This window comes from Mesorhizobium sp. M0998, from assembly GCF_040318885.1.
Taxonomy (GTDB): Bacteria; Pseudomonadota; Alphaproteobacteria; order Rhizobiales; family Rhizobiaceae; genus Mesorhizobium.
The window spans coordinates 24,017-43,482 of the sequence record NZ_JAMYND010000025.1; the positions used below are offsets into that span (position 1 = coordinate 24,017).

16 protein-coding genes and 2 pseudogenes are annotated in these 19,466 nt (G+C 60.1%); 8 read left to right on the forward strand and 10 right to left on the reverse strand.

What is annotated here, in order from left to right:
* The first annotated feature begins 451 nt into the window (after positions 1–451).
* Complete coding sequence (locus NKH59_RS22205) at positions 452–1,114, forward strand: hypothetical protein (protein WP_353023028.1); 663 nt, start codon at positions 452–454, stop codon at positions 1,112–1,114.
* Here the strand turns inward: NKH59_RS22205 and NKH59_RS22210 are convergent.
* The 7 genes and pseudogenes from NKH59_RS22210 to NKH59_RS22245 form a co-directional block, all read right to left on the reverse strand.
* Positions 1,111–2,772, reverse strand: a complete 1,662-nt coding sequence (locus NKH59_RS22210) for a DNA polymerase/3'-5' exonuclease PolX (RefSeq protein WP_352739902.1) — start codon at positions 2,770–2,772, stop codon at positions 1,111–1,113. The genes NKH59_RS22205 and NKH59_RS22210 overlap by 4 nt on opposite strands.
* A 108-nt stretch (positions 2,773–2,880) precedes the next feature.
* On the reverse strand, positions 2,881–4,779 hold the full coding sequence (gene ligD, locus NKH59_RS22215) for a DNA ligase D (RefSeq protein ID WP_353023030.1): 1,899 nt from the start codon (positions 4,777–4,779) through the stop codon (positions 2,881–2,883).
* A gap of 1,042 nt (positions 4,780–5,821) precedes the next feature.
* On the reverse strand, positions 5,822–6,067 hold the full coding sequence (locus NKH59_RS22225) for a DUF982 domain-containing protein (protein WP_353023034.1): 246 nt from the start codon (positions 6,065–6,067) through the stop codon (positions 5,822–5,824).
* 224 nt (positions 6,068–6,291) lie between these two features.
* Positions 6,292–6,498 (reverse strand): annotated as a pseudogene (locus tag NKH59_RS22230) (DUF982 domain-containing protein); the annotation flags it as partial.
* Between the two features lie 398 nt (positions 6,499–6,896).
* Complete coding sequence (locus NKH59_RS22235; RefSeq protein WP_352458909.1) at positions 6,897–7,124, reverse strand: hypothetical protein; 228 nt, start codon at positions 7,122–7,124, stop codon at positions 6,897–6,899.
* 658 nt (positions 7,125–7,782) lie between these two features.
* A complete protein-coding gene (locus tag NKH59_RS22240) occupies positions 7,783–7,980 on the reverse strand; it encodes a hypothetical protein (protein WP_353023036.1) in 198 nt (65 codons plus the stop codon).
* A 636-nt stretch (positions 7,981–8,616) separates the two neighbouring features.
* Positions 8,617–8,814 (reverse strand): annotated as a pseudogene (locus NKH59_RS22245) (transposase); the annotation flags it as partial.
* Between the two features lie 75 nt (positions 8,815–8,889).
* Here NKH59_RS22245 and NKH59_RS22250 point away from each other — a divergent pair.
* Complete coding sequence (locus NKH59_RS22250; RefSeq protein WP_353023038.1) at positions 8,890–9,141, forward strand: DUF6074 family protein; 252 nt, start codon at positions 8,890–8,892, stop codon at positions 9,139–9,141.
* Between the two features lie 451 nt (positions 9,142–9,592).
* Here NKH59_RS22250 and NKH59_RS22255 read toward each other — a convergent pair whose 3' ends face one another.
* A complete protein-coding gene (locus tag NKH59_RS22255; RefSeq protein ID WP_353023040.1) occupies positions 9,593–10,495 on the reverse strand; it encodes an ImmA/IrrE family metallo-endopeptidase in 903 nt (300 codons plus the stop codon).
* Entirely contained in the window at positions 10,492–10,809 is a 318-nt protein-coding gene (locus NKH59_RS22260) for a helix-turn-helix domain-containing protein (protein ID WP_353023042.1), read from the reverse strand. Before NKH59_RS22260 ends, NKH59_RS22255 begins: the two co-directional genes overlap by 4 nt.
* A 129-nt stretch (positions 10,810–10,938) precedes the next feature.
* Between NKH59_RS22260 and NKH59_RS22265 the strand changes: the two genes are divergently transcribed.
* From NKH59_RS22265 to NKH59_RS22290, 6 genes are all read left to right on the forward strand, one after another.
* Entirely contained in the window at positions 10,939–11,178 is a 240-nt protein-coding gene (locus NKH59_RS22265) for a DUF2188 domain-containing protein (RefSeq protein ID WP_353023044.1), read from the forward strand.
* Between the two features lie 72 nt (positions 11,179–11,250).
* Positions 11,251–12,165: an AAA family ATPase gene (locus NKH59_RS22270; protein ID WP_353023046.1), complete on the forward strand. Its 915-nt coding sequence runs from the start codon at positions 11,251–11,253 to the stop codon at positions 12,163–12,165.
* The gene (locus NKH59_RS22275; RefSeq protein ID WP_353023048.1) at positions 12,165–12,641 is read left to right on the forward strand and encodes a CBASS system Cap8 protein; all 477 of its coding nucleotides are present in this window, start codon (positions 12,165–12,167) and stop codon (positions 12,639–12,641) included. Before NKH59_RS22270 ends, NKH59_RS22275 begins: the two co-directional genes overlap by 1 nt.
* Positions 12,638–13,141 (forward strand): HORMA domain containing protein, encoded by a 504-nt coding sequence (locus NKH59_RS22280; protein ID WP_353023050.1) that lies wholly within the window; start codon positions 12,638–12,640, stop codon positions 13,139–13,141. Before NKH59_RS22275 ends, NKH59_RS22280 begins: the two co-directional genes overlap by 4 nt.
* The gene (locus NKH59_RS22285; protein ID WP_353023051.1) at positions 13,141–14,043 is read left to right on the forward strand and encodes a CBASS oligonucleotide cyclase; all 903 of its coding nucleotides are present in this window, start codon (positions 13,141–13,143) and stop codon (positions 14,041–14,043) included. Before NKH59_RS22280 ends, NKH59_RS22285 begins: the two co-directional genes overlap by 1 nt.
* Before the next feature lie 12 nt (positions 14,044–14,055).
* A complete protein-coding gene (locus tag NKH59_RS22290) occupies positions 14,056–15,579 on the forward strand; it encodes an SAVED domain-containing protein (protein WP_353023053.1) in 1,524 nt (507 codons plus the stop codon).
* Between the two features lie 350 nt (positions 15,580–15,929).
* Here NKH59_RS22290 and NKH59_RS22295 read toward each other — a convergent pair whose 3' ends face one another.
* Positions 15,930–19,406: a DEAD/DEAH box helicase gene (locus NKH59_RS22295; RefSeq protein WP_353023055.1), complete on the reverse strand. Its 3,477-nt coding sequence runs from the start codon at positions 19,404–19,406 to the stop codon at positions 15,930–15,932.
* Positions 19,407–19,466 lie beyond the last annotated feature (60 nt).

A 19,466-nucleotide genomic window follows, 5' to 3' on the forward strand; every position in this document is an offset into this window, starting at 1 on the left:
TGGCCCCTTCCACCAACCCGCACTCTGAGCGTCGCTTCCGGAAGTTTGATCTGCTCCAGCGAGAAACCTTCAAACATGCAACTCCCTCCATTCGCAACATTTGCCAAACGTGTAAACGGAGAGGCAGTTCAATGTCGGCTTCCGCGGGATCTGAACTTGCCTTGTATTCCGCGAAGAGGTCGTGAGCCGAACGGCGGCTTTAACTGGTCCCTCGGCAATAACCGGACGGACAGCAAACGGCCCCCAAAAAGCCGCCAGGCGGCGACGCGCCTGATATCGCACTTCGAGATCAACTCTGCCGTTTCCTGTTAGCCGAAGTTGCAAACGGCCCCGCTCACAATCGTGGTTGCGCCTTTGGGCATCGTGGTTCAGACCGCTGGCGGATTAGAACTCATATTGGCTTTGCGATCGGCTCATCGCTGCCGACTATCGGGGACCTATATAAAGGGGCATGTCCACGCGCCGTAAAATCAATGCAACAGCGAAGCTGATTGGAGAGTGGCCTTTAACCCCGGCTGCAACGTTTGGATCGTCGGTCAGAGCGAGGGGTATTTTTCTCGAAATACGCGCCCGCCTTCCAACGGAGTTCAGGAAATTGCTCAATATCGAGTCCCGCGTGCTTACCCTGCGCCTGTCTGAGGGCGCCGAGAATGATGGGCAGGTGGTATTCGGGATCATATCCAAAGCACTGCAGAATATCGAAGACCTGCCCGTAATCCCCCGTGAAATCGAGGACATTCTGACGATCTCGACGGCCGAACGGCACCGCTGGCTGAAAGATGGTCGCTTGCAGAGCGCCGGGACGAAAACGGTGAAACTTCGCGGGCGGGCAAGGAACATCACCTTTCACGTGTTCGACCCTCAGCACGTGGAAGATGTGCTTGACCGCGACCTGGTTACGGTCTGGCGCGAACAGGACGCAGCGACAGCTGCAGAGAATAGGCGGCGAGCCGCGGGGAGGGCCGCTATGAAACGCGCTCAAAGAAGCGGTCGCGGAACTGCAGCTTCAGCTGGTTATGGGCCCGATGAGAGCTCGCACTCCAGTTTGCGCGGCTGGGAAGATTTTGAGAATGACGGACTCCTGCGCGATAAGCCGGGCGCACAAGCAGGCTAGGACGTTTGCCTGCGCCGTGCGAGATGCGCAAGGAGGGCCGTCAAACGCATCGCGTTCAGGACCCGCTTCGCAGGGACACCGCCCTTGCGCGCCATCTCGACACCCCAATGCATGTGATCGAGCTCGCGGATCGAATGAGCGTCCGGATTGATGCTGAAGATGCAGCCCTGATCGAGTGCCTTTTGATGCCAGCGCCAGTCGAGGTCGAGTCGCCACGGATGTGCGTTGATTTCGACGGCAACGCCGTATTTCGCACACGCTTTGAGGACCTTGTCGATGTCGAGATCATAACCGGGCCGGCGCAACAGCTGGCGACCGGTCATGTGCCCGATGATTGTCGTCCGAGGATTTCCGATCGCCTCAATGATACGCTCCGTCTGCTCTTTCTTCGGCAACTTGAAGCGGCTGTGCACGCTCGCGACGACGAAATCGAACGTCTCCAAAATATGATTCGGGTAATCGAGCGAGCCATCAGCCAGGATGTCCGCCTCGATGCCCTTCAGTATGCGAAATTTTCCATTGTATGCCTTGTTCAGCCGGTCAGCTTCGCGGTGCTGTTCAGCAATCTCCTGCAACGAAAGGCCGCCTGCGTAGTGAGCGGACTGCGAATGATCGGCGACACCATAGTATTCGAAACCGCGCCTACGCGTGGCTTCAGCCATTGCCTCAAGCGTTTCGGTGCCATCGGATGCGGTCGTGTGAGAATGCAGGATGCCATGCAGATCTTCATCCCGAATGAGGGCGGGTAGCTTCTGCTTTGCCGCTCGCTCAATCTCATCCCTGCCTTCGCGCAATTCAGGCTCGATAAACTGCAAGTCTAGAGCTTGGTAGATTTCTTCTTCTGTCGCTGACGCGATCAGCTTTCTCCCGCGATGAAGCCCGTCGGCGTTTAGGGTGAATCCCTTGTCGGCCGCGAACCTCTTCAGTTGCTCAAGGTGGTCTGCCGAACCGGTTGCTTCGAGCAGGCTCGCGCCAAAGTGCTTCCTGTCCGTGACAACAAGCCTGAGGGTCATATCCTCGATTCCAGTCGACGTTAAGCCCTGCGCTACCAGAACGAAGTCGGAAACGAGCTCGCAACCGCGTCGGAAGTCACCTGCAATTTCGACGCGCGAAAACTCTGGATGCTCTTCCTTTACCGATATGACCGCATGGTGGAGAAGAGCGGCGGCCTTGTGCAGGTGAAGTTGCGTTTCGCCGCTTCGCACGATGGCCAGGTTCTGCAGGAGTTTTGTCTGAAGCGCGGCGCCGAGGCCTTTGACTGGGCGGATGCGGTCTTCTCTCGCTGCGGCCTCGAGCTCCGCCAGCGAGTTCACGCCGAGCGCCTGATGAAGCTTCAGTATCTTATCGGGACGAAGCCCGGGTATGGCAAACAGCTCCATCACGCCCGCTGGAACATCCTCGCGCAGCTTCTCAAGGCTTGGGTGCGTGCCGGTTTGGTAAAGCTTGGTCACGATGTCTGCGATCGCGTCACCGATCCCCGGGATCTTGGTGAGGGCGCCGGCGGCGATGATCCGATCAAGCGGCTGCGACAGCGCCGTCAGACTGTCTGCCGCGCGCAAGTATGCCTTTGTGCGATAGGGATTGTCGCCGCGCATAGACGCCCGTTGCGCGTATTCCTTCAAAAGACTGGCGACGGTCCTCGGATCGCTTTTTGCCATGGCTTCAGCCCAACGAGGCCGATCTCCGCAGGTTCCAATCAGGCAAGATCACGAGCGCCGCGTTGCCCTTTAAATCCCGGCTTTACTGCCTTCTTCCCGCGTCGGACGCTACAGATTGGGCAAGCATTGGTCAGCGCGACCCCATCCAGCCAGAGTTTTGGAGGCTGCGCGTTTCTTTAATTCAGGAGCATCGCCCACGTGGAAATGAGAGGGCGCGTCTATTGTCTTCATCTCCGCCCACGTGATCGGTGCCGCGAAAGGAGCGCCCGGACGTGATCTTGCGCTGTAAGGCATGATCGCGGTCGCCCCGCGCTGATTGCGTAGATAGTCCACAAAGATGCGACCCTTGCGGCGCGGCTTTGACAACACGGCCGTGAAATGGGCCGGATCGCTCCGGGCGACCGCCTGCGCCAGGCGAGACGCGAAGTCCTTAACCTGTGGCCACTCGGCGCCAGGGGTGAGCGGCGCGATGACGTGCACTCCTTTGCCTCCCGTCAGCATCGGGAAAGTCGTAAGGCCCAGCGATTTAAGGATAGCGCGGAACTGAAAGGCAGCGGCGCGGACGGCCTCAAAATCGAGGCCTTCATCGGGGTCGAGGTCGAACACGAGGCGGTCGGCCTTTTCGACATCCTCGATCCGAGCCCCCCATCCATGCAGCTCGATCGTTCCCATCTGGACGCAAGTCATCAGTCCATCGGCATCGTCGACATAGAGATATGGTTCCTCGTGCCCGTCCTTCGCCGTGATGCCGACGTGGTGGACTTTGTCGCCAAAGCTGCCAGCGTCGTGTTTTTGGAAGAAGCACTTCTTCGCGCGGCCCTGTGGGCATCGAACCAGACTGATCGGCCGGCTGCCAACCCAAGGAAGCATGATCGCCGCGACCGCTGCGTAATGGTCGGCGAGCTGTCCCTTGGTGATGTTGGACTCCGGATAGATGACGCGGTCACGATTACTTATCGCGATGGCGGTCGTCGCAGACGCGGCGAGATCGGCTGCATGACGTTCCGTCTCGAGCACGACCGCCTCCGGCTTCTTGTCTTCGCGGAGACCAAGATAGCTCGGATGTCGTAACGTCCCTTCATTTGTCATTTCGGTGAAGGCAATCTCAGCGACCAGTTTCGGACGGAGCCAGTGTGCGCCGCGCACTTCGGCGCGTGGTGCGTCGACGCTGGCGGCCTTCTGCTCGAGCGGCGCCATGATCTTCAAGAGACGAAGAAGTTCAGCGGTATCGAAGCCGGTGCCGACTTTCCCGGCGTAACGCAGCTTGCCGCCATCATGAACGCCAAGGATCAAGGACCGAAACGCGCGGAGCTTGTCGGACGGCGTCCAGCCGACAATCACAAATTCTTGCCGCCTGATGCATTTGATCTTCAGCCAGCTTGCGCCGCGGGCCGCCACATAACTCGAATCCGCGAGCTTTGAGATGACGCCCTCAAGGCCGGCTGCGCAGAAGCGATCGAGCAGCTCTTCTCCGCGGCCGAGGATATGGTCGGAGTAACGAAGGACCGGATTTTTCGCAGGCAAGATCGCCTCCAGCTTTGCTTTGCGCTCAACAAGAGGAAGCCTTGTCAGATCTTCGCCGTCGAGCTGCAGCAGATCGAACGCGTAAAAGTCGATAGTCGCCGGGGCACCCTTCAATGCATTCTGAAGCGCCTGGAAGTTAGATCTTCCTTCCGCATCGACAACCACGGCCTCGCCGTCAATCAGGGCGGAGCGCACCTTGAGGTTGCGAGCCTCGGAGAGGACCGAGGGAAAACGGCTAGACCAGTCCAGACCAGATCGTGTGTAGGCTCGCGCCTCGCCTCCGCCGACGGCAACGAGAATACGATAGCCGTCGTATTTCATCTCATGGATCCAACGATCGCCGGCAGGGACCGTGTCCACGAGCGTTGCGAGCTGGACCGGCCGGAAAGCGGGCGGCGCTAAAGTGACCTCGTCACGAGCGGGCGACTTCGCTTGACTAGCGCCCGACGCATTGATTGCCTTACGCGACGTTGGCTTGACCACTCTGACCTAAACCATACTCAGAGACAACAGCGTTATCCGCCGTCCAACGCGCGACTACTTCTTTAGTTTCGCTGGCGGCCGTGTTGAGCTTTTCGCGATCATTGCCGACCCGCTTGATTAGCGCCTCGGCCTGAGGCCGTGCTTCCTGCCTCCGGCCCTTCCATTCCCGATTTTCGCGCACAGCTCACAGGCAATAATCAAGAGCTGGAACGTGCCCTCAAATGCCGCCACCGCGTATCCGGTTTCTGCCATCGGCTTTAGAAGCCTGACATTCCGGGTCCGGTCCCCTATAGTATGCGTTCGGTTTTGATCTTCTCGTCGAAACCAGGTTTCGATTGATGACTACTCGACGTGCCCCATTGACGCCGAGTACCTCGCCCAGAGCAGCTCCGATGCCAGTTTCGAGAAGTGCAAAATGGCCCATAAATGCGCCGACCAGAGTGAATGCTCTCGTATCCGGGTCTATTTCGAGCAGCGCGGACTTGGTCAGCATTAGACAGCCTAACGGGTCCTTCCCAATATAGCCATGGGCACCGGCCTGCTAGTCACGGAACACCCCCTCCTCCTTGGCGGCAGCCTCGAAAGCCTGACGGACCTCTTCCGGAGTCACTTGGTCCTGAAAAGCGTCGGCGCACAGTGCACAGCCTTCCTCCACTTAGGTCCCATCTTGGTCCACTTCATGAGTTCCTCGGCGGCACCCTCGACGTTGTTGCACCCGTAGGTGACCCCAGGTCGGTCGCTCTTGACGTACACCGGAGGGGAGAACCAGTGGTTGCCACGACAACTCCTCCTACGGGGAAAGATACATCTTTGCCTCCTTAGCGGCAGCCTCAAAGGCCTTTCGTATTATGTGGGGATCAATTGAATCGCCCTCCAAGGCTGACAGGCAGAGGGTCACCGCCTTATGCCAGTGAGGGCCCTCGCCGGGTCCATATCTTGAGCTGCTCAAGGGCTTCCTTCGCATTGGTGCAACCATGTCTGACACCGGTTTCAGTCTTCACGAACACCGGAGGGACGAACCAGATGGGCGCCATGATACCTCCTACTCAGGGGAGAGATACATGTTGGCCTCCCTGGCAGCCGCCTCAAAGGCTTCACGGACCTCTTGGGGGGACACCGTGCCCTCGAACGCGTCGACGCAGGATTGAACCGCCTTCGTCCACTTCGGGCCCTTTGTGTCCCACCCCATGAGTGCCTCGGCGGTTCCCTCGACGTGGCTGACCCCATTGCGAATGCCCGGACGTTTCGTCTTCACGTAGACCGGTGGAGAGAACCAGAGAGGACCCATAAGGGGGAACTTAGAGCGGCAAGAGCCCGCTGACCAACCCCGCTTTAGCCGCAGCTAAGGGAACGATGTAGGCCCTCGCGGGTTTGGAGGTGGCAGCGGGATTCTTCGTGGATGTGCAGCCGCTGTAGGGGGGTCCGTCGCCTCTCCCTCACCGGCGGCGGGCTCCTTTCGCGAAGGCGGTGTTGGTAATAGACACCTAGAACCTTATACCGCATCCAATTTAGCTAGTTGTCATTGGGGGGGAGTAATGTCCCCTCCTCTTTGGCAGCAGCCAGGAATGCCTTGCGGGCCTCCTCAGGTTCCATCTCGTCGAAAATCACGGCCATGCAAACGCGCACCGCGAGGTCCCAGCAAGGGCCACGCTTGGTCCACTTCATCAGCTCCTCGCCGGCTGCTTCGGCGTTGTTTACGCTGCGGATGACCCCGGGACGCTCGGTCTTGACCGGGGCCGGAGGGTTGAACCAGTGGGAGCCATGCGGTCACTCTTTGTCGGCCCGATCAAGTTCCTCCAGCAAATACTTTTGCTCAGCCCAGTTCCCGTTCTACAGGCAGAGTGAGCAGGTTGCGAAGGTAATTACGGATTACCTCTGACTATTGAAATGGCGCAGGACGGCGCGCTTCCGTTGCGATGCCACAGCGGCTGAAGTTGGCTGACAGCTACTCGCGACCGTCGATAGCCACGCAGAGGCCCATGGCAGTTGCTGCCTCGACGATCGCCTCGGTTAGTTCTTCGTTGGAGGCCACCAAATAAGGCGCAGTCTCCCGAGCTTCGCGTAGTGCCGCTTTGATCGAGACCGTGTCGCCACGGTCCGCCCTATTGAGGAGGCGGTTATTCGCGAAGATCGAACCCGACGAACAGGCCAAAGGCTGGGGCAACATTGACAATAAGCTCCACCAGCTCGCAGTCAGTTTCCGCCAGATGTGGCCCGTCTCGGCGCACCGCTGCGATAGTCTCTTTGACGGAGATGATTTGGCCGCGACGGGCTTGTAGGATCAGCTCGTGAACAAGGTGTTTGGCAGTCACTTTGTCGGGTCGGCAGTTCGTCCAAACGTTCATACAAGGCCTCCCACCTCAGCGAGAACCCAAGGGAACATTCATGATCCTCTGTCGAGAAGAATGTTTGATAACTTCTGAGTGGGAATCAGGGGGACAAGCCACGAAGCGAGCCTCTATACTCTTTGACCTGACGCTCAGCCAGCCCGCTAAGGGACTTCTTCCGTCGGCCCCTGTTTGGCCCGATCAATAGCCGCAAGTAATGACTGTAGGGTTGGCGGCAGTTCTGGTTCGACCCCCAGATTTAAGAACGTTTGTACGTGATGACGATAGCCTTCGGAACGGATCAGTTTCCGAAACGCTCCGGAGACAGACTGATGGTCTGCTTTGTTGCTCGTTGTCATGTTCGGGAAGTCCGTCCCCAATGAGCCGTAACTCGCCCGCAACGAACGGGTTCCATCAGGAGGTCGGAATATTTTGGCTGAAATTTCTGAGCGGGAGATCGGCTAACTGGCTCGCGCGAAGACCCCCGTGCCCCCTTCGATCCGCCGAGCATTAATCCCCGCTGTTTGAACAGAAGATCGTGTCGATCTAGCGTCGGTGTTGCACATAGCGACCGTTGAAATGCTTCTGTCCAATGTTTGCTCACGCTGTGATGCCAACAGGGCAGGCTCTTGCGGCAGGGTGCCGCAAGGTCGCGACGATGAAACGCCGGCCCAGTTCAACCCGCGCGACGTCCTTCAAAGCTGGGGGGATCGATCTTCACCAAGCGGTCTGCGGCCTCGACCGCAGTTCGTATCCTGCTGCACAGCGCGAGATTTTCGGCCAGCATTTCTTCAGTGCGTTGAATCGCGAGCTCGGTCCGGTGGATGCGCTGCCTGGCATTGTCAACTTCCGATGTCAAAATATCGGCCGCCATCCCGTGGCCGTGGGGTTCCATAGTGTCCATGGGTTTCTAATACATGGGGGGCGATATCGTTCCCTGATGTCGGGCGAAACGGCCGGCCGCAGAAAAGCGCGATGGGCCGAATGACCAATGCACTCCCTGTCAAAACAGCGCCAGAAACAGGCGAACGGCTTCGGCCGCTCTACCTGCCACGGGCAGAGGCGATCACGGTCCAGAGGGTCATTGATCTGTTCAGGCACGACTACAACGCAAGCGACGACACACTCAGGCGGCTGGTGATCAAGCCCCGTCTTCACAATCAGACAATGCCCGGCGCTCCGTCGAGAATAAGCGCTCCCGGTTTGGCTATGGCGCTCGCCGGCGATGATGACGCACTTGCGCGGTTGAGGCGGGACGATCGCGAGCACCGCACAACTCGGTATTTCAAGCGGCTCGGCATCCCGCGACCCTGACCTGTTATCAAAAGTTATGGTCGCGGCGACTGTCTAAAATAGACATTAAGTAGATGTCGCGGCCCGACAGGGCTCCAAGAGCGAACCGTTGCTGCCTTGCGCATCGCCCTCTAGGCCGCCGGCGTCGAGTTCATCCCGGAGAACGGCAGCCGCGCCGGCGTGAGGCTCCGCAAACCTTAGGCGTAGACTCGTTACTGCGCAGCCACACACCTACTTTTCGCCATCGGACGAAGCGGTTGCAACAGGTGGTGCGCGGGCCATAGCGCTGAGGCAGGTCGCGCCATGGAGCACCGGAGCGCAGCACCCAGAAGATGCCGTTCAGCACGCGCCGATCATCAACACGTGGCACACCTCTTGGCTTGTTGGGTAGACGCTTTATTCCATTGCTGACCATTGTCCAAAAGCGCTGTTAACCAAATTTTCTCACCCGCCAATGCTTATTCGCGCGACTGAAGGGGTGAGGTGATCGATGTGTGATTCAAACATAAGCGCGTTTCCGCTGCATCGGCGGCGGAAGTTGGTCGAAGGGATCGCCCGGGTCCTGGAATTCAAGAACGGGAAGGACGCGAACGCCTTCTGGCGCAACACCGCCAAGGCAATTCTCGTTCAACTGTCCGAATCAGGAATTGCACCCGGGGTCGCCGAACAGGAAGTTGGAACGCTTCTTCATGCTGTCTTGGCCGATATCGCCACCCGCAGTGCTGCGAAACTTGCACAATAGCATCGGCTCACGATGAAGGATTGCCGCATAGAGACGCCCCGGGGCTCCACAAGCGTAGCACCACTGCATCCGTCAAACGCAGGTTTCTCACTGCGGATGAAAAGATAGGCGCGTTCGTCGAAATAATGCGCGCGAATGTGCTCTCGGGCGGAGATACGGCTCCGCCTCGCCTGTCCGGCGGTCATCGACCAAATCGAGGTAGGCGGTGCGGAAACCCGCATTCACGAAAGGCCGACGGACCTTTTCCACGAGCTGAACCCGCAAAACCAATGAGCCGCCGTTGAGTTCCACACTGCCATTTATGCGACTGGAAACGCACAAACCGCGAACAATTCCCGGAAATCGGTCATCGGCAGTTGCATGTCGCGGCAGATGTGTTGAAAGCTAATCGGCAACGTTAGCAAACCTGAATGCTGCTCTGTTTGACGGAAAATGCAACCGTTTCCGCTCGTCACCATTCGCGGCGGCGCGCCGCCGGGACGAACTTGTCGTAAGTATCGAGTTCCGGTTCCGCTTCCTCGTAGGATACGGGGCGTCCGTCTTCGAGGAGAAGCAGAGACAGCGAGAAGTCGTAATACTCGGCGAACACCGTCATCTCGCGCACGGGCTCGCGCAGCCAGACGCTGTGGGGATGTTCGATACTGCCCCGGCCGTCAACCAGCAGTTCAGGGCGGGATGGAAGGGCAGCCGCCGGAATCTCTATGGGACCGGCCGACGTCTTGAAATACGCGCCGCTGCGCCACGCCGCATCGCTCGACCGCGCCCACAGGATATAGCCATCGCGCGAAACAACAAGAATGGCGCGCTTGCGGGTATAGCCGAGCCAGCGCAGCACCGCCGCGATAAGCGAGACGTTGTATCGTTCCGCGCAGGCACGGAGCAGCTCGATATCGACCTTCGCGCCTTCGGGAATTTGGCGTCGGAAATCGTCGAGGGGCATGAGGAAATTAGCAGCGAAGACGTTGGCCTGATGCTCGACCTGCCCGTATTCCGAATCCCACCGCACGATCTGCTGCTGGCCGCACTGAAATCCTTGCGGATACGCGAGACGGTGCAGCAGGTAGTGACCAAATTCATGCGCGAGGGTGAAATTGATCCGGCCTTTGGACGCGATATCGTTGTTGTAGATGATTCCCCAGCCCTTGCGGCCGTCCTTGGCCTTATACAGCGCGCCGTCGAAAGTGGGCAGCCGGTCGCCCTGAACGCTGACGATCGGGTCCTCGGGAAATCGCTGCTTCGAATACTCCCGGGCGATCATCGGAATATCGATCGGGAACCGGTCGGCCCCAAATGCGGCATTCAGGACATGAGTGATTTCGAAGGCCCAACGTTCGGGCGAGAACGGTGCTGTCATTCATCGTCGCCGATCAGGTCGAGCATCCGCCGAATCTTGTCCTTGGTGCCCGGGTCCATGCTGCGATATTTCCGGAAGAACGCGGTGTCCGTCGCGTCCTCGACCAGAACCGAATCAGTGATGAGATAATCGGGGGTGACGTCGAGTGCGATAGCGATCTTGGCGATCTTGTCGGCCGAAGGACGAGGGGGGTCCTTGTTCTCCAATTCCCAGATGTAGCTCTTGCTGGACTCGGCCATCTCGGCCAGCTTGTCGAGGGTGTAGCCTTTTCGTTTGCGCAGGCTGCGGATTTTGTCGCCAATCGGCGTAGCCAATATCGAACTCCTTTTGTTCCGAGTTCAGAGTAGCACTACACCAGGTGCTTGACAACGCTCATTTCCCGAGTCCATCATGTTCGGAGTAGGCGTACTCGATCTGACCTTAGTCCAGAAGGAAACCAAATTATGGTAGGAAAGCGCGGACCTGACACACATCATGTAGTACCCCATCACGGCGGCGGCTGGGATGTCAAGCGGGGCGGCGCTGACCGCGCCTCGGGGTATTTCGACACTAAACAGGCGGCGATTGACCACGGGCGGCAGGTCAGCCGCAACCAGGAAACGGAGCTGCGCATCCACAATCGCGACGGGCGTATCGCCCAGAGCGACAGCCATGGCCGGGACCCCAACCCGCCCAAGGGCTGACCACCTGGCCGTGCCCGCGGGCGCGGCCCCGTCTCAACAGGCGCCCGAGGCGGCGCCGGAAAGCGAACTGCGATGAAGCACACGCCGACGATGGACCTTGCCGACCTCCCGAAAGGCATTCAGCGCAATCGCCCCCTGCCGGACCCGGCGCTCGGCGCGCTGTGGGAATCCATCATCCTCGACGAGGACATCAAACGCCGCCTGTTGTCCCAGGCCGTGCTGAACTTCACGATGCGCGGAAAGGTGGACCGCAGCGTGATCCCGCTGCACGGCGTCATCCTGCTTGTTGGCCCGCCGGGCACCGGGAAGACATCGCTCGCCCGCGGTCTTGCGCACCGCACTGCGGAGTCTTTCGCGGGTGGCAAATTCCGCCTGCTGGAGGTGGAGCCGCACACCCTGACCAGCTCGGCGATGGGAAAGACCCAGCGCGCGGTGTCTGACCTCTTCTCTCAGGCTATCGCGGAAGCGGCAGCGACGGGCCCCACCATCGTCCTGCTCGACGAAGTCGAGACGCTCGCCGCGGACCGCTCCAAGATGAGTTTGGAAGCCAATCCGATCGATATCCACCGCGCCACCGACTCGGTCCTGGTGCAGCTCGACATCCTCGCCGAAACACATCCCAATCTGCTGTTCGTCGCGACGAGCAACTTCCCGCAAGCGGTCGACAGTGCCTTTACCTCGCGCTGCGACCTGGTCGTCCACGTACCGCTGCCCGACCGCGAGGCTTGCGGCCGTATCCTCAAGGATTGCCTGACCGGCCTTTCGCGGACCTACCCGGCGATCGGCAAACTCGCTGCCGCGCCGCAGTTCGCGCAATGCGCCGCCGCGTGCGTCGGGCTGGACGGGCGCGCGATCCGCAAGATGGTCTCCAACGCCATCGCGACGAGCCCGCAGACGGCGATGAACCCCGGCGAGGTCACGATCGACGACATCCTCGCGGCGGCCAAGGCCGCCAAGGCGAGCCGCGCGGCGGGAGGCAAGGACTGATGAGCACCGTCGCCAGCCGTACCTTCCAGAGCAGCCCGGGCCGTGACGCCCTCGCGACCTGGAACGCCATCGTCGATCTCCTGACCAAGGGTACCGCGGGCGCCGCGCGCACCGAACTCCTCGCGGTCGGCGGCGTCGCCGCCAGCATCATCGCCGACCAGGCGCCGCGGGACGCCGCAATCACCGTCACCTGCGATGGCCCCCGGACGCGCATTTATTGCCTCTATGACGACGACGCCATCGACGGCGGTGGCGCCAACGAAAACGCCCTTGCCTACGATCCTCTGAAGGGCGACTGGCGCGTATCGCTGCCGTGCGAAACCGATGACCTCGCATGGGTCCAGGCCGCGCTGAAGAAGCACAGCACCCGCATCACCGCCCGCGACCGCGAGGAAGCCGTCAAAGACACGGGCGGCGCGGAGGCCGCGGCAGCGCAGACCCTCACCCTCGATCCGAAAGGGTTCCTCGGCTCATGACCCGCGTCGCCGTCAACACCTATACGCATTCCGCGACCTACGTGGCGGACAACATCCTGAAGAGCTTCAAGGACATCGTCCGGCTCAGCGGGCTCGACCCCGGCAAGTTCGCCGCCGACTGGGAAACAAACATGCGCGCGCTGAAAACGTGGCTCGGCACCGGCGACCTGCAGTCCGTCGTCCTGGAGGTGTTCAATCCCCGGACCGGGGCGCTCATCGTCCGCTGGGATATCAACGTCGTCTACGACTGGTCCTCGGGGGACGGCAGCTTCTGGACCGACACCGACCAGCTCAAATACCACATCCGCAAAGCCTGCCTCGCGCCGTCGGACGCCAGCTACGACATCTTGCTGCACACCAAGCCGGGCCGTCCCGATGTTAGCGGGTGGGGCAAGGGTGCCTACCGGTCGACGGACGGATTCGTAAGGCACAGCCTGGGCACGACGATTGAGCACAGCGGCCTTGGCGGCAACGCGGCTTACTGGCGGAGGGCGAGCTGATGCTGACGGTCGACGACGCTTTCCGGAAATTCAAGAGCCGCCTTGAGCTGAACGACAGGGAGCAGGCGAACGCCTCCGCGCGGCAGAACGAGGTGCGCGACTATCTCGACACGAAATTCAAGATCGAGACCAGTTTCCTCACCGGCTCCTACAAGCGCCACACCAAGACGAAGCCGCTCAAGGACATCGACATATTCTTTGTGCTGAAAGACGCCGAGCGCCATTACCGCGACAAGGCGCCTTCCGTCGTCATCCAGGATTTCTGCGACGCGCTCGTCGCTAAGTACGGCAAGGACGCCGCGCGCAAGCAGAGCCGCTCGGTCAACGTCGATTTCGGCGTGTTCGTCGACGCCGAAGACAATACCGATTACCGCATCCTCAGCGTCGACGTGGTGCCCGCCTTTGCCAAGGGCCAAGACTACGAGATTCCCGACACCGACAGCGGCACGTGGATCAAGACCAACCCGAAGATTCACGCCGAGAAGGCGACGGCCGCCCACCAGGCATTCTCGAACGAGTGGAAGGGCCTCGTCCGCATGGTGAAGTACTGGAACAACAACCCCAAGCACGGCGCCGACAAGCCGGTAAAGCCCTCCTTCCTGATCGAGGTGATGGCCCTCGAATGCCTGCATGGCGGCTGGCAGGGCCGGTTCGACAGAGAGATACAGGCGCTGTTCGCCACGCTCGCCGACCGCATCTTCGACACTTGGCCGGAACCGGCGGGATTGGGACCGGCTATCAGCAACGGCATGGACAACGCGCGTAAACAGCGCGCCCGGGAGCTACTGACGGCGGCGAGCCGGGACGCCTCCCTCGCCATCAATCACGAGCGCCAGGGCCGCCACGGCGACGCCCTTGCCGGGTGGCGCGCCCTCTTCGGCAAAAAGTTTCCGCTGTCATGACGGAGAGGACCGATGGCTGAAGGCATAACGGCGCGCTGGCACGGGGACAATTACCAGTCGCGCGTCTTCTGGGAGAACGCCTTCAATCTTCTCGACGACCATTCGTGCGTCGTCGAAGTCACGTTCGAGGCAAACGGCCCTAAATCGTTCGACGATGTCGTGGTGCGCTACGATCCGCCGGTGGCGCGCTCGGGGCCCGACCGGGTCAATGCCGAGTACCACCAGATCAAGTGGCACGTGGAAACCGGCGGACGGTTCGGCTACGAGGACTTTGTCAGGCCCGACTTCATAGGGGCGAAATCCTTCTCGTTGCTCCAGCGCCTCAAGGAAGCGCGCGCCAAAGTGCCGCCGGGCCAGACAGCGCATTTCTCCTTCCTGACCACCTACCGCGTCAAAGACGGCGACCCGCTTGCGGACCTTATTTCCGGCAACGACCGCACGCTGATGGTGGAAAAGTTGTTCGACGGCACAGGCGATCGCAGCCGGATGGGGAAGGTGCGCCGGCTGTGGCGCGATCATCTGGACCTGGCGGACGATAATGAACTGAAGGCCGTAATGCGGGGCTTCCGGATTATCGAGGGTCACCGCACGCTCGACGAGCTGCGTTCGGAGATCAACCTGAAGGCGCAGGTCGTGGGAGTGATGGCTTTCAGCGCCAGCGACTCCGACTTCCGTTATGACGAGCTCGCACGGCAGATGAAGGTCAGGCAGCTCAATGCCCTGACCCGCGAGACGCTCTTGCAGCTCTGCCGCGACGAAGGGCTGCTGGTCCCGCGACCTGCGAAATCAGATGCGTGCCTGCCGGTGGCCATCCGCAGCTTTCTCGGGCCTGCGGCGGATATCGCCGGCGCCGCGCCTGAGAACACATTGGTTCTCACCGACGATTTCCGGCAGCGCTATCTCCAGGACAGGCGCGACTGGCAGCGCGACATCAGGCCCCGCGTTGAAGAGTTCCTGCGCGCGGCGGTGAAGAAGTCCGGGCAATTGCGCCTGATCCTCGACGCCCACGCGTCGATCGCCTTCCTCGCGGGCGCTGTTCTGGACGTCAAATCAGGCGTGGAAACCGAACTGGTGCAGAAGGGGCGGGTCGGGACGCGCGTCTGGCGCGCCGATGACGGGACCGCCTCGAAGGGCGCCCGGTTCGACGTGGCGCGGCATCGTCTTGGCGAGGGCAAAGAGATCGCCGTGGCCGTCAGCATCGCGCAGCCGGCCGAGGCGCAGGCCCGGCAGTATGTGTCGGCGCAGTTGCCCGGCGCAGGGCAGCTCATCACGTTCTCGATGCCGGCGGGGACGGGGCACCAGACCGTCACCGGCGGAGAGCACGCCGCCGCACTGGCGGAACAAATCTCCAATGTGTTGCGGCAAGACAAGCAAGACGACCCCGATGCGCTGGTCCATATATTCGCCGCGGTGCCGAACAGCCTGCTGTTCTATCTCGGGCAGCATCACCAGAGCGTCGCGCCCTGCGTGGTCTATGAGTTCGACTTCGATCGCCGCGGGTCCAAGACCTATCAGCCATCATTCACCGTCGATTAGCGCCTGACAGGCGTGGGCAGCACTCGTGGTCGAGAGCTTGTATCGCCGTCGATGGTGGTGGACGATTGTCTCTTAAACAATGCCCTAAGCTTGACCGTCCGGAACTCCGATCAACGTGCGACTCCATCATCGACTGAGACTACTAATCACCGGCCTCACCAACCTGCCAGGCATCAGCCTGGCCAGGTTGTTCCAATAGCCGGTTCCCGCGGAACCGTCTGCTTCCCTGCGCGGAGGGCAAGTTCATGGATCCTACGTTTGTTTCAGCCCGACTGGAAGTGCTGCACGGCGACACAATCAGGCTGTGGCCGAGCTTCGGCAGAACGATCAAAGTGAGTGGTCCAACCATGCTACGGGGAACAATAGATCCTCATGCCGATGTTCGCCCGATTGGCCGACGTTTGGAGCGATGCCAAGTAGTAGGTCATCTGCCGAGACCGAGGACTTGGCTCAGGTTTATTGAGCTCGTCGACCAGCGCCTGGCGTTCAAGGATGTTGCCTGCCCAGATCCAGATCTCCTTCTTGTAGCGAGCTGACCTGGCAGCGTCGCGTGCCCTCATCCAGAGCTTCGATCCCGGTTTGTTGTCCCGGACGATGCGTCTGGTGATCTTTCCGCCCGCGATCGTGACGGGCTTTTTCCATTCGGCGGCTCGGTCCGGCAGGGACTCTATCCGCGTAAGGAAGGCGATGCTCGCCTGCGCTTGTCGGCCGACCGCCTGGAGCGAATTCAGACTCATTGTGGTGTCGTCTACTTTCGCGTGGATGAGGACCACTCGCGGATCGATATCGTCGATGCAGATGAAATCGCAGGTTTCGGTGCCACCGTCATCACAAACGACGACGGAGAACTGATCGAGCAAATCAGCCATCGTCGGGTCGGACTCGCGTATCGCGTCTTGATGTTGAGTATCTGGCTTACCGTGAGCGGCAAAACCGAGGTGTGCGTAGACGCCTCCAAAAATGCTCTCTGATGTCCACTCCTTGACGCTCGATTTCGCTCCACCCTTTTCAGTTTTGACACCCGCTAGCCACGGAGATCCGATGACGAATTCGAGCGGCCCTCCGGGCAAGTCCTTCGCTATTTCGTCAATCGACCGTCGAGGGTGATAAAAATGCTTCTGCGCGTAGATGAGAGATGGATCGGTTGGAATGACCCTGAAGACCTGATCGCGTGTCAGCATGCCGGACAGCAGCTGCGGCTTCTCCTTTTGAGTAGCGTCCTTCCCTATTAGGTAGGAATCTAGACCGGGGCACTCGACGACATAACGGCCGCGCCGCCGCAACGTCCCGGTGATCTCATATTTGAGCTTGCCCCCGAAGTGATCGTTATCGAGTTGTATGGAGAACGACCCATCCGCTTCGACATCAAGACATCGGTCGGCGGAGATCAAACCCGCAACGCGTTCCGGTTTCCAGTTCGGTGGGGCGTCGGCACCGCTTTCGCCGATCAACTCGGCAAAGTCGAAAAGGACGTTCAAAGGAACCGCTTTGCCGGGGGAAGGAGCCGGAACCGCTTGCGCAAATCGCTCAAACGTTTTGCTGGGTTTGTCTGCCGAATCCAATTGCGCGGATACTGACGCTATCCAACTGGCATACTCCGAGACCGGCACATATTTGCCGCTGCCATCGGACACTGCGGAGCGTTGAAGGGAGAGGTAGCGCAGAGCCGAGTTTGGAGCGCCATCGCGACGAATAGAGGCGCGCACGGATGTGGTCGCCTGCATGCCCTGTGCGAGGTCGTAGAAACCCTCGCTGAAGTCTCGCATTCGCACGGTTGCAGCCCGGACACCCATGTCTGAAATATCGAGACTAAGGGCCGAGGCAACGGTCACTCGAGATGTCTCGCCGGGCTTGGCCATCGGCACCAAGAGCTGCATTTTTTCGGGGGCCTCGGGTTCGAGGCCGAGCTGCTCCGGGTCTATAACGAGCCCTTCGGTGTCCATCAGGTATAGTCTGTCACCGGCCGTGGATAGTGACATTATGCCGAGATTCCAGCTCGGCATCGCGCGTTGCGTGAGCAGCGGTGAATTGCCCCACAGCACATAGGCGATCAGGCGAACGTTCGACGGATCATCGGCGCCTTTGGGTCCAAGTATGGTGGCGTCGTGACGATCTTCGAGCCCCATCGCCAGCCTCGAAGCTTCTGCGATTTCGTCGAGGGATTTTCCACCAACGTTTCGCATCACATATGCGCGGCACGGCAGCTGGATATCGGCGAAACCGACCTGTTCGTCATCGATATCAAACCGGTCGCGGAAATCGCCCGAGATGTACTGAACAGCCGGCGAGGCAGATCGCAGCGTCTCAAAAAACTGCGTTTCCCTCCGGAGCGCATCACTGGGGTTGGCATCGAACCTTTTTTCATATGACAGGTAGCGCTCGAACCGCTCGGCAAGATCGGCACTGAATGTATCTCTTCCCATGATGAGAGCAGTCTCATTGCGTCGGCGGTCGCCATAGCGGAGAACGCGCCCAATCTGCTGTACGACGGCGCGACTGGTTGAGAACGGTTCACTTATCGCTACTCCTCCGAATCGACTGTCATCGACTCCCTCAAGCAGCTTCCATTGATGCAGCCAAAATCGAACATCGGCAGTTTCGTCAGCTGCAAGGGCCTCTGTCACACTATGGAAACGCAGCGCTGAGGCGTTCCGCTTCTCCTTATGATGGATGAGTACGCTTTTCTCGCCGCGCGCCAGGAGTTCGGTCCGAAGTGTGATTAGACTCTCGTGCGTGTCGCCACGCACAATGATACGGGCATGGTCAGGTCTTTTGGGGTTGGTCTCCTTGCCAACGGCCTCGGCGAAACGGATGAGCTGCTGCGAAAAGCTTTCGCCGGACGCTGCTCCAGGACTATCCGACAAGATCCTAACGCCGCGAATGAGCCGCCGCTGTTTCGCTTCGTGGAACGAAAGGTTGAATGCGAAACCACCGTCGATGTCGAAGTAGCGGAAGTCGTTCCGATAGGGCGTGGCACTAAATAGGATCGTTGGAAGGCCAAGGCTCCGAATGCATTGGGACCAAATGAACGCCGGCTCATAATGGCTTTCGTCAACGATCACGAGATCGAAGCTGTTCAGCAGCGCGACGAGTTTCTTTCGGTCCGGTTCCTTGAGGTCGTCGCTCTCCTCCGTGTCGGGCGGAACTGCGTCGGGGCCGACAGGCCTGCGACCGCTCAGGCGATGCGCGGGTCGGTCAGGCCGTAGAATCTGCTCTAGAGCGGCAAAGGTCCCGACTACGACGATTCGATCATCGGCGAGCGCTGCCAGGGTGGCAGCATCACTCGGTAGCAAGCGCCTGACGGGACCGTTTGATGCTCGCGATCCGATTTCGGGATCCCCGGCTGCGCGCTGCCGCACCTCGTTACCAGAATAGATCAGTCCAAAGCGGCTCCAAAGACGCGTGTGAAGATCAATCAGCATCTGATCGACCAATGCCCTACGCGGCGTGATGACCAGCGTCCGCTTGATGTCGTCAAGAGCGCAAGCCAGCGTTGCGATTACGCCGGTCTTGCCTGTTCCAGTCGGCATCTTCACGAGAGCAGCGCCCTTACTATCTTTTGCCGTGCGGCGAGCGGCTAAGTAGGCGAGCGAAAGGCCGACCGCACGACGCTGTGGCGCCCACAAGCCTTGATCCGGCAAGTACGAGCCCTGGCTGAGCGCGGCCGTCCAAAATGAGTGCGCGTCGAGCTGCGCGGACAAGTGCTGGAAATGCTTTGCGCCCGCTTCCGTTATTGCATTCTTGTCGAGGGAAATGCGACCGCCTTGCTGATTGATGGATGAATGCTGTCTTCCATCGTCAGTTTCGAGTAAGTCTTGCAGCTGCAATTCGCCCCCCCAAAACCAGCTATCGAGAAACCGTATCACCACTAAAGGCCCAGGTGGAAG

What these genes read in the sequence shown, in the direction of transcription:
- NKH59_RS22205 (WP_353023028.1), top strand. Translation starts at nt 452, where the DNA reads ATGTCCACGCGCCGTAAAATCAATGCAACAGCGAAGCTGATTGGAGAG.
- NKH59_RS22210 (WP_352739902.1), bottom strand. Translation starts at nt 2,772, where the DNA reads ATGGCAAAAAGCGATCCGAGGACCGTCGCCAGTCTTTTGAAGGAATAC.
- NKH59_RS22225 (WP_353023034.1), bottom strand. Translation starts at nt 6,067, where the DNA reads ATGGGTCCTCTCTGGTTCTCTCCACCGGTCTACGTGAAGACGAAACGT.
- NKH59_RS22235 (WP_352458909.1), bottom strand. Translation starts at nt 7,124, where the DNA reads ATGAACGTTTGGACGAACTGCCGACCCGACAAAGTGACTGCCAAACAC.
- NKH59_RS22240 (WP_353023036.1), bottom strand. Translation starts at nt 7,980, where the DNA reads ATGGCGGCCGATATTTTGACATCGGAAGTTGACAATGCCAGGCAGCGC.
- NKH59_RS22250 (WP_353023038.1), top strand. Translation starts at nt 8,890, where the DNA reads ATGTGTGATTCAAACATAAGCGCGTTTCCGCTGCATCGGCGGCGGAAG.
- NKH59_RS22255 (WP_353023040.1), bottom strand. Translation starts at nt 10,495, where the DNA reads ATGACAGCACCGTTCTCGCCCGAACGTTGGGCCTTCGAAATCACTCAT.
- NKH59_RS22265 (WP_353023044.1), top strand. Translation starts at nt 10,939, where the DNA reads ATGGTAGGAAAGCGCGGACCTGACACACATCATGTAGTACCCCATCAC.
- NKH59_RS22270 (WP_353023046.1), top strand. Translation starts at nt 11,251, where the DNA reads ATGAAGCACACGCCGACGATGGACCTTGCCGACCTCCCGAAAGGCATT.
- NKH59_RS22275 (WP_353023048.1), top strand. Translation starts at nt 12,165, where the DNA reads ATGAGCACCGTCGCCAGCCGTACCTTCCAGAGCAGCCCGGGCCGTGAC.
- NKH59_RS22280 (WP_353023050.1), top strand. Translation starts at nt 12,638, where the DNA reads ATGACCCGCGTCGCCGTCAACACCTATACGCATTCCGCGACCTACGTG.
- NKH59_RS22285 (WP_353023051.1), top strand. Translation starts at nt 13,141, where the DNA reads ATGCTGACGGTCGACGACGCTTTCCGGAAATTCAAGAGCCGCCTTGAG.
- NKH59_RS22290 (WP_353023053.1), top strand. Translation starts at nt 14,056, where the DNA reads ATGGCTGAAGGCATAACGGCGCGCTGGCACGGGGACAATTACCAGTCG.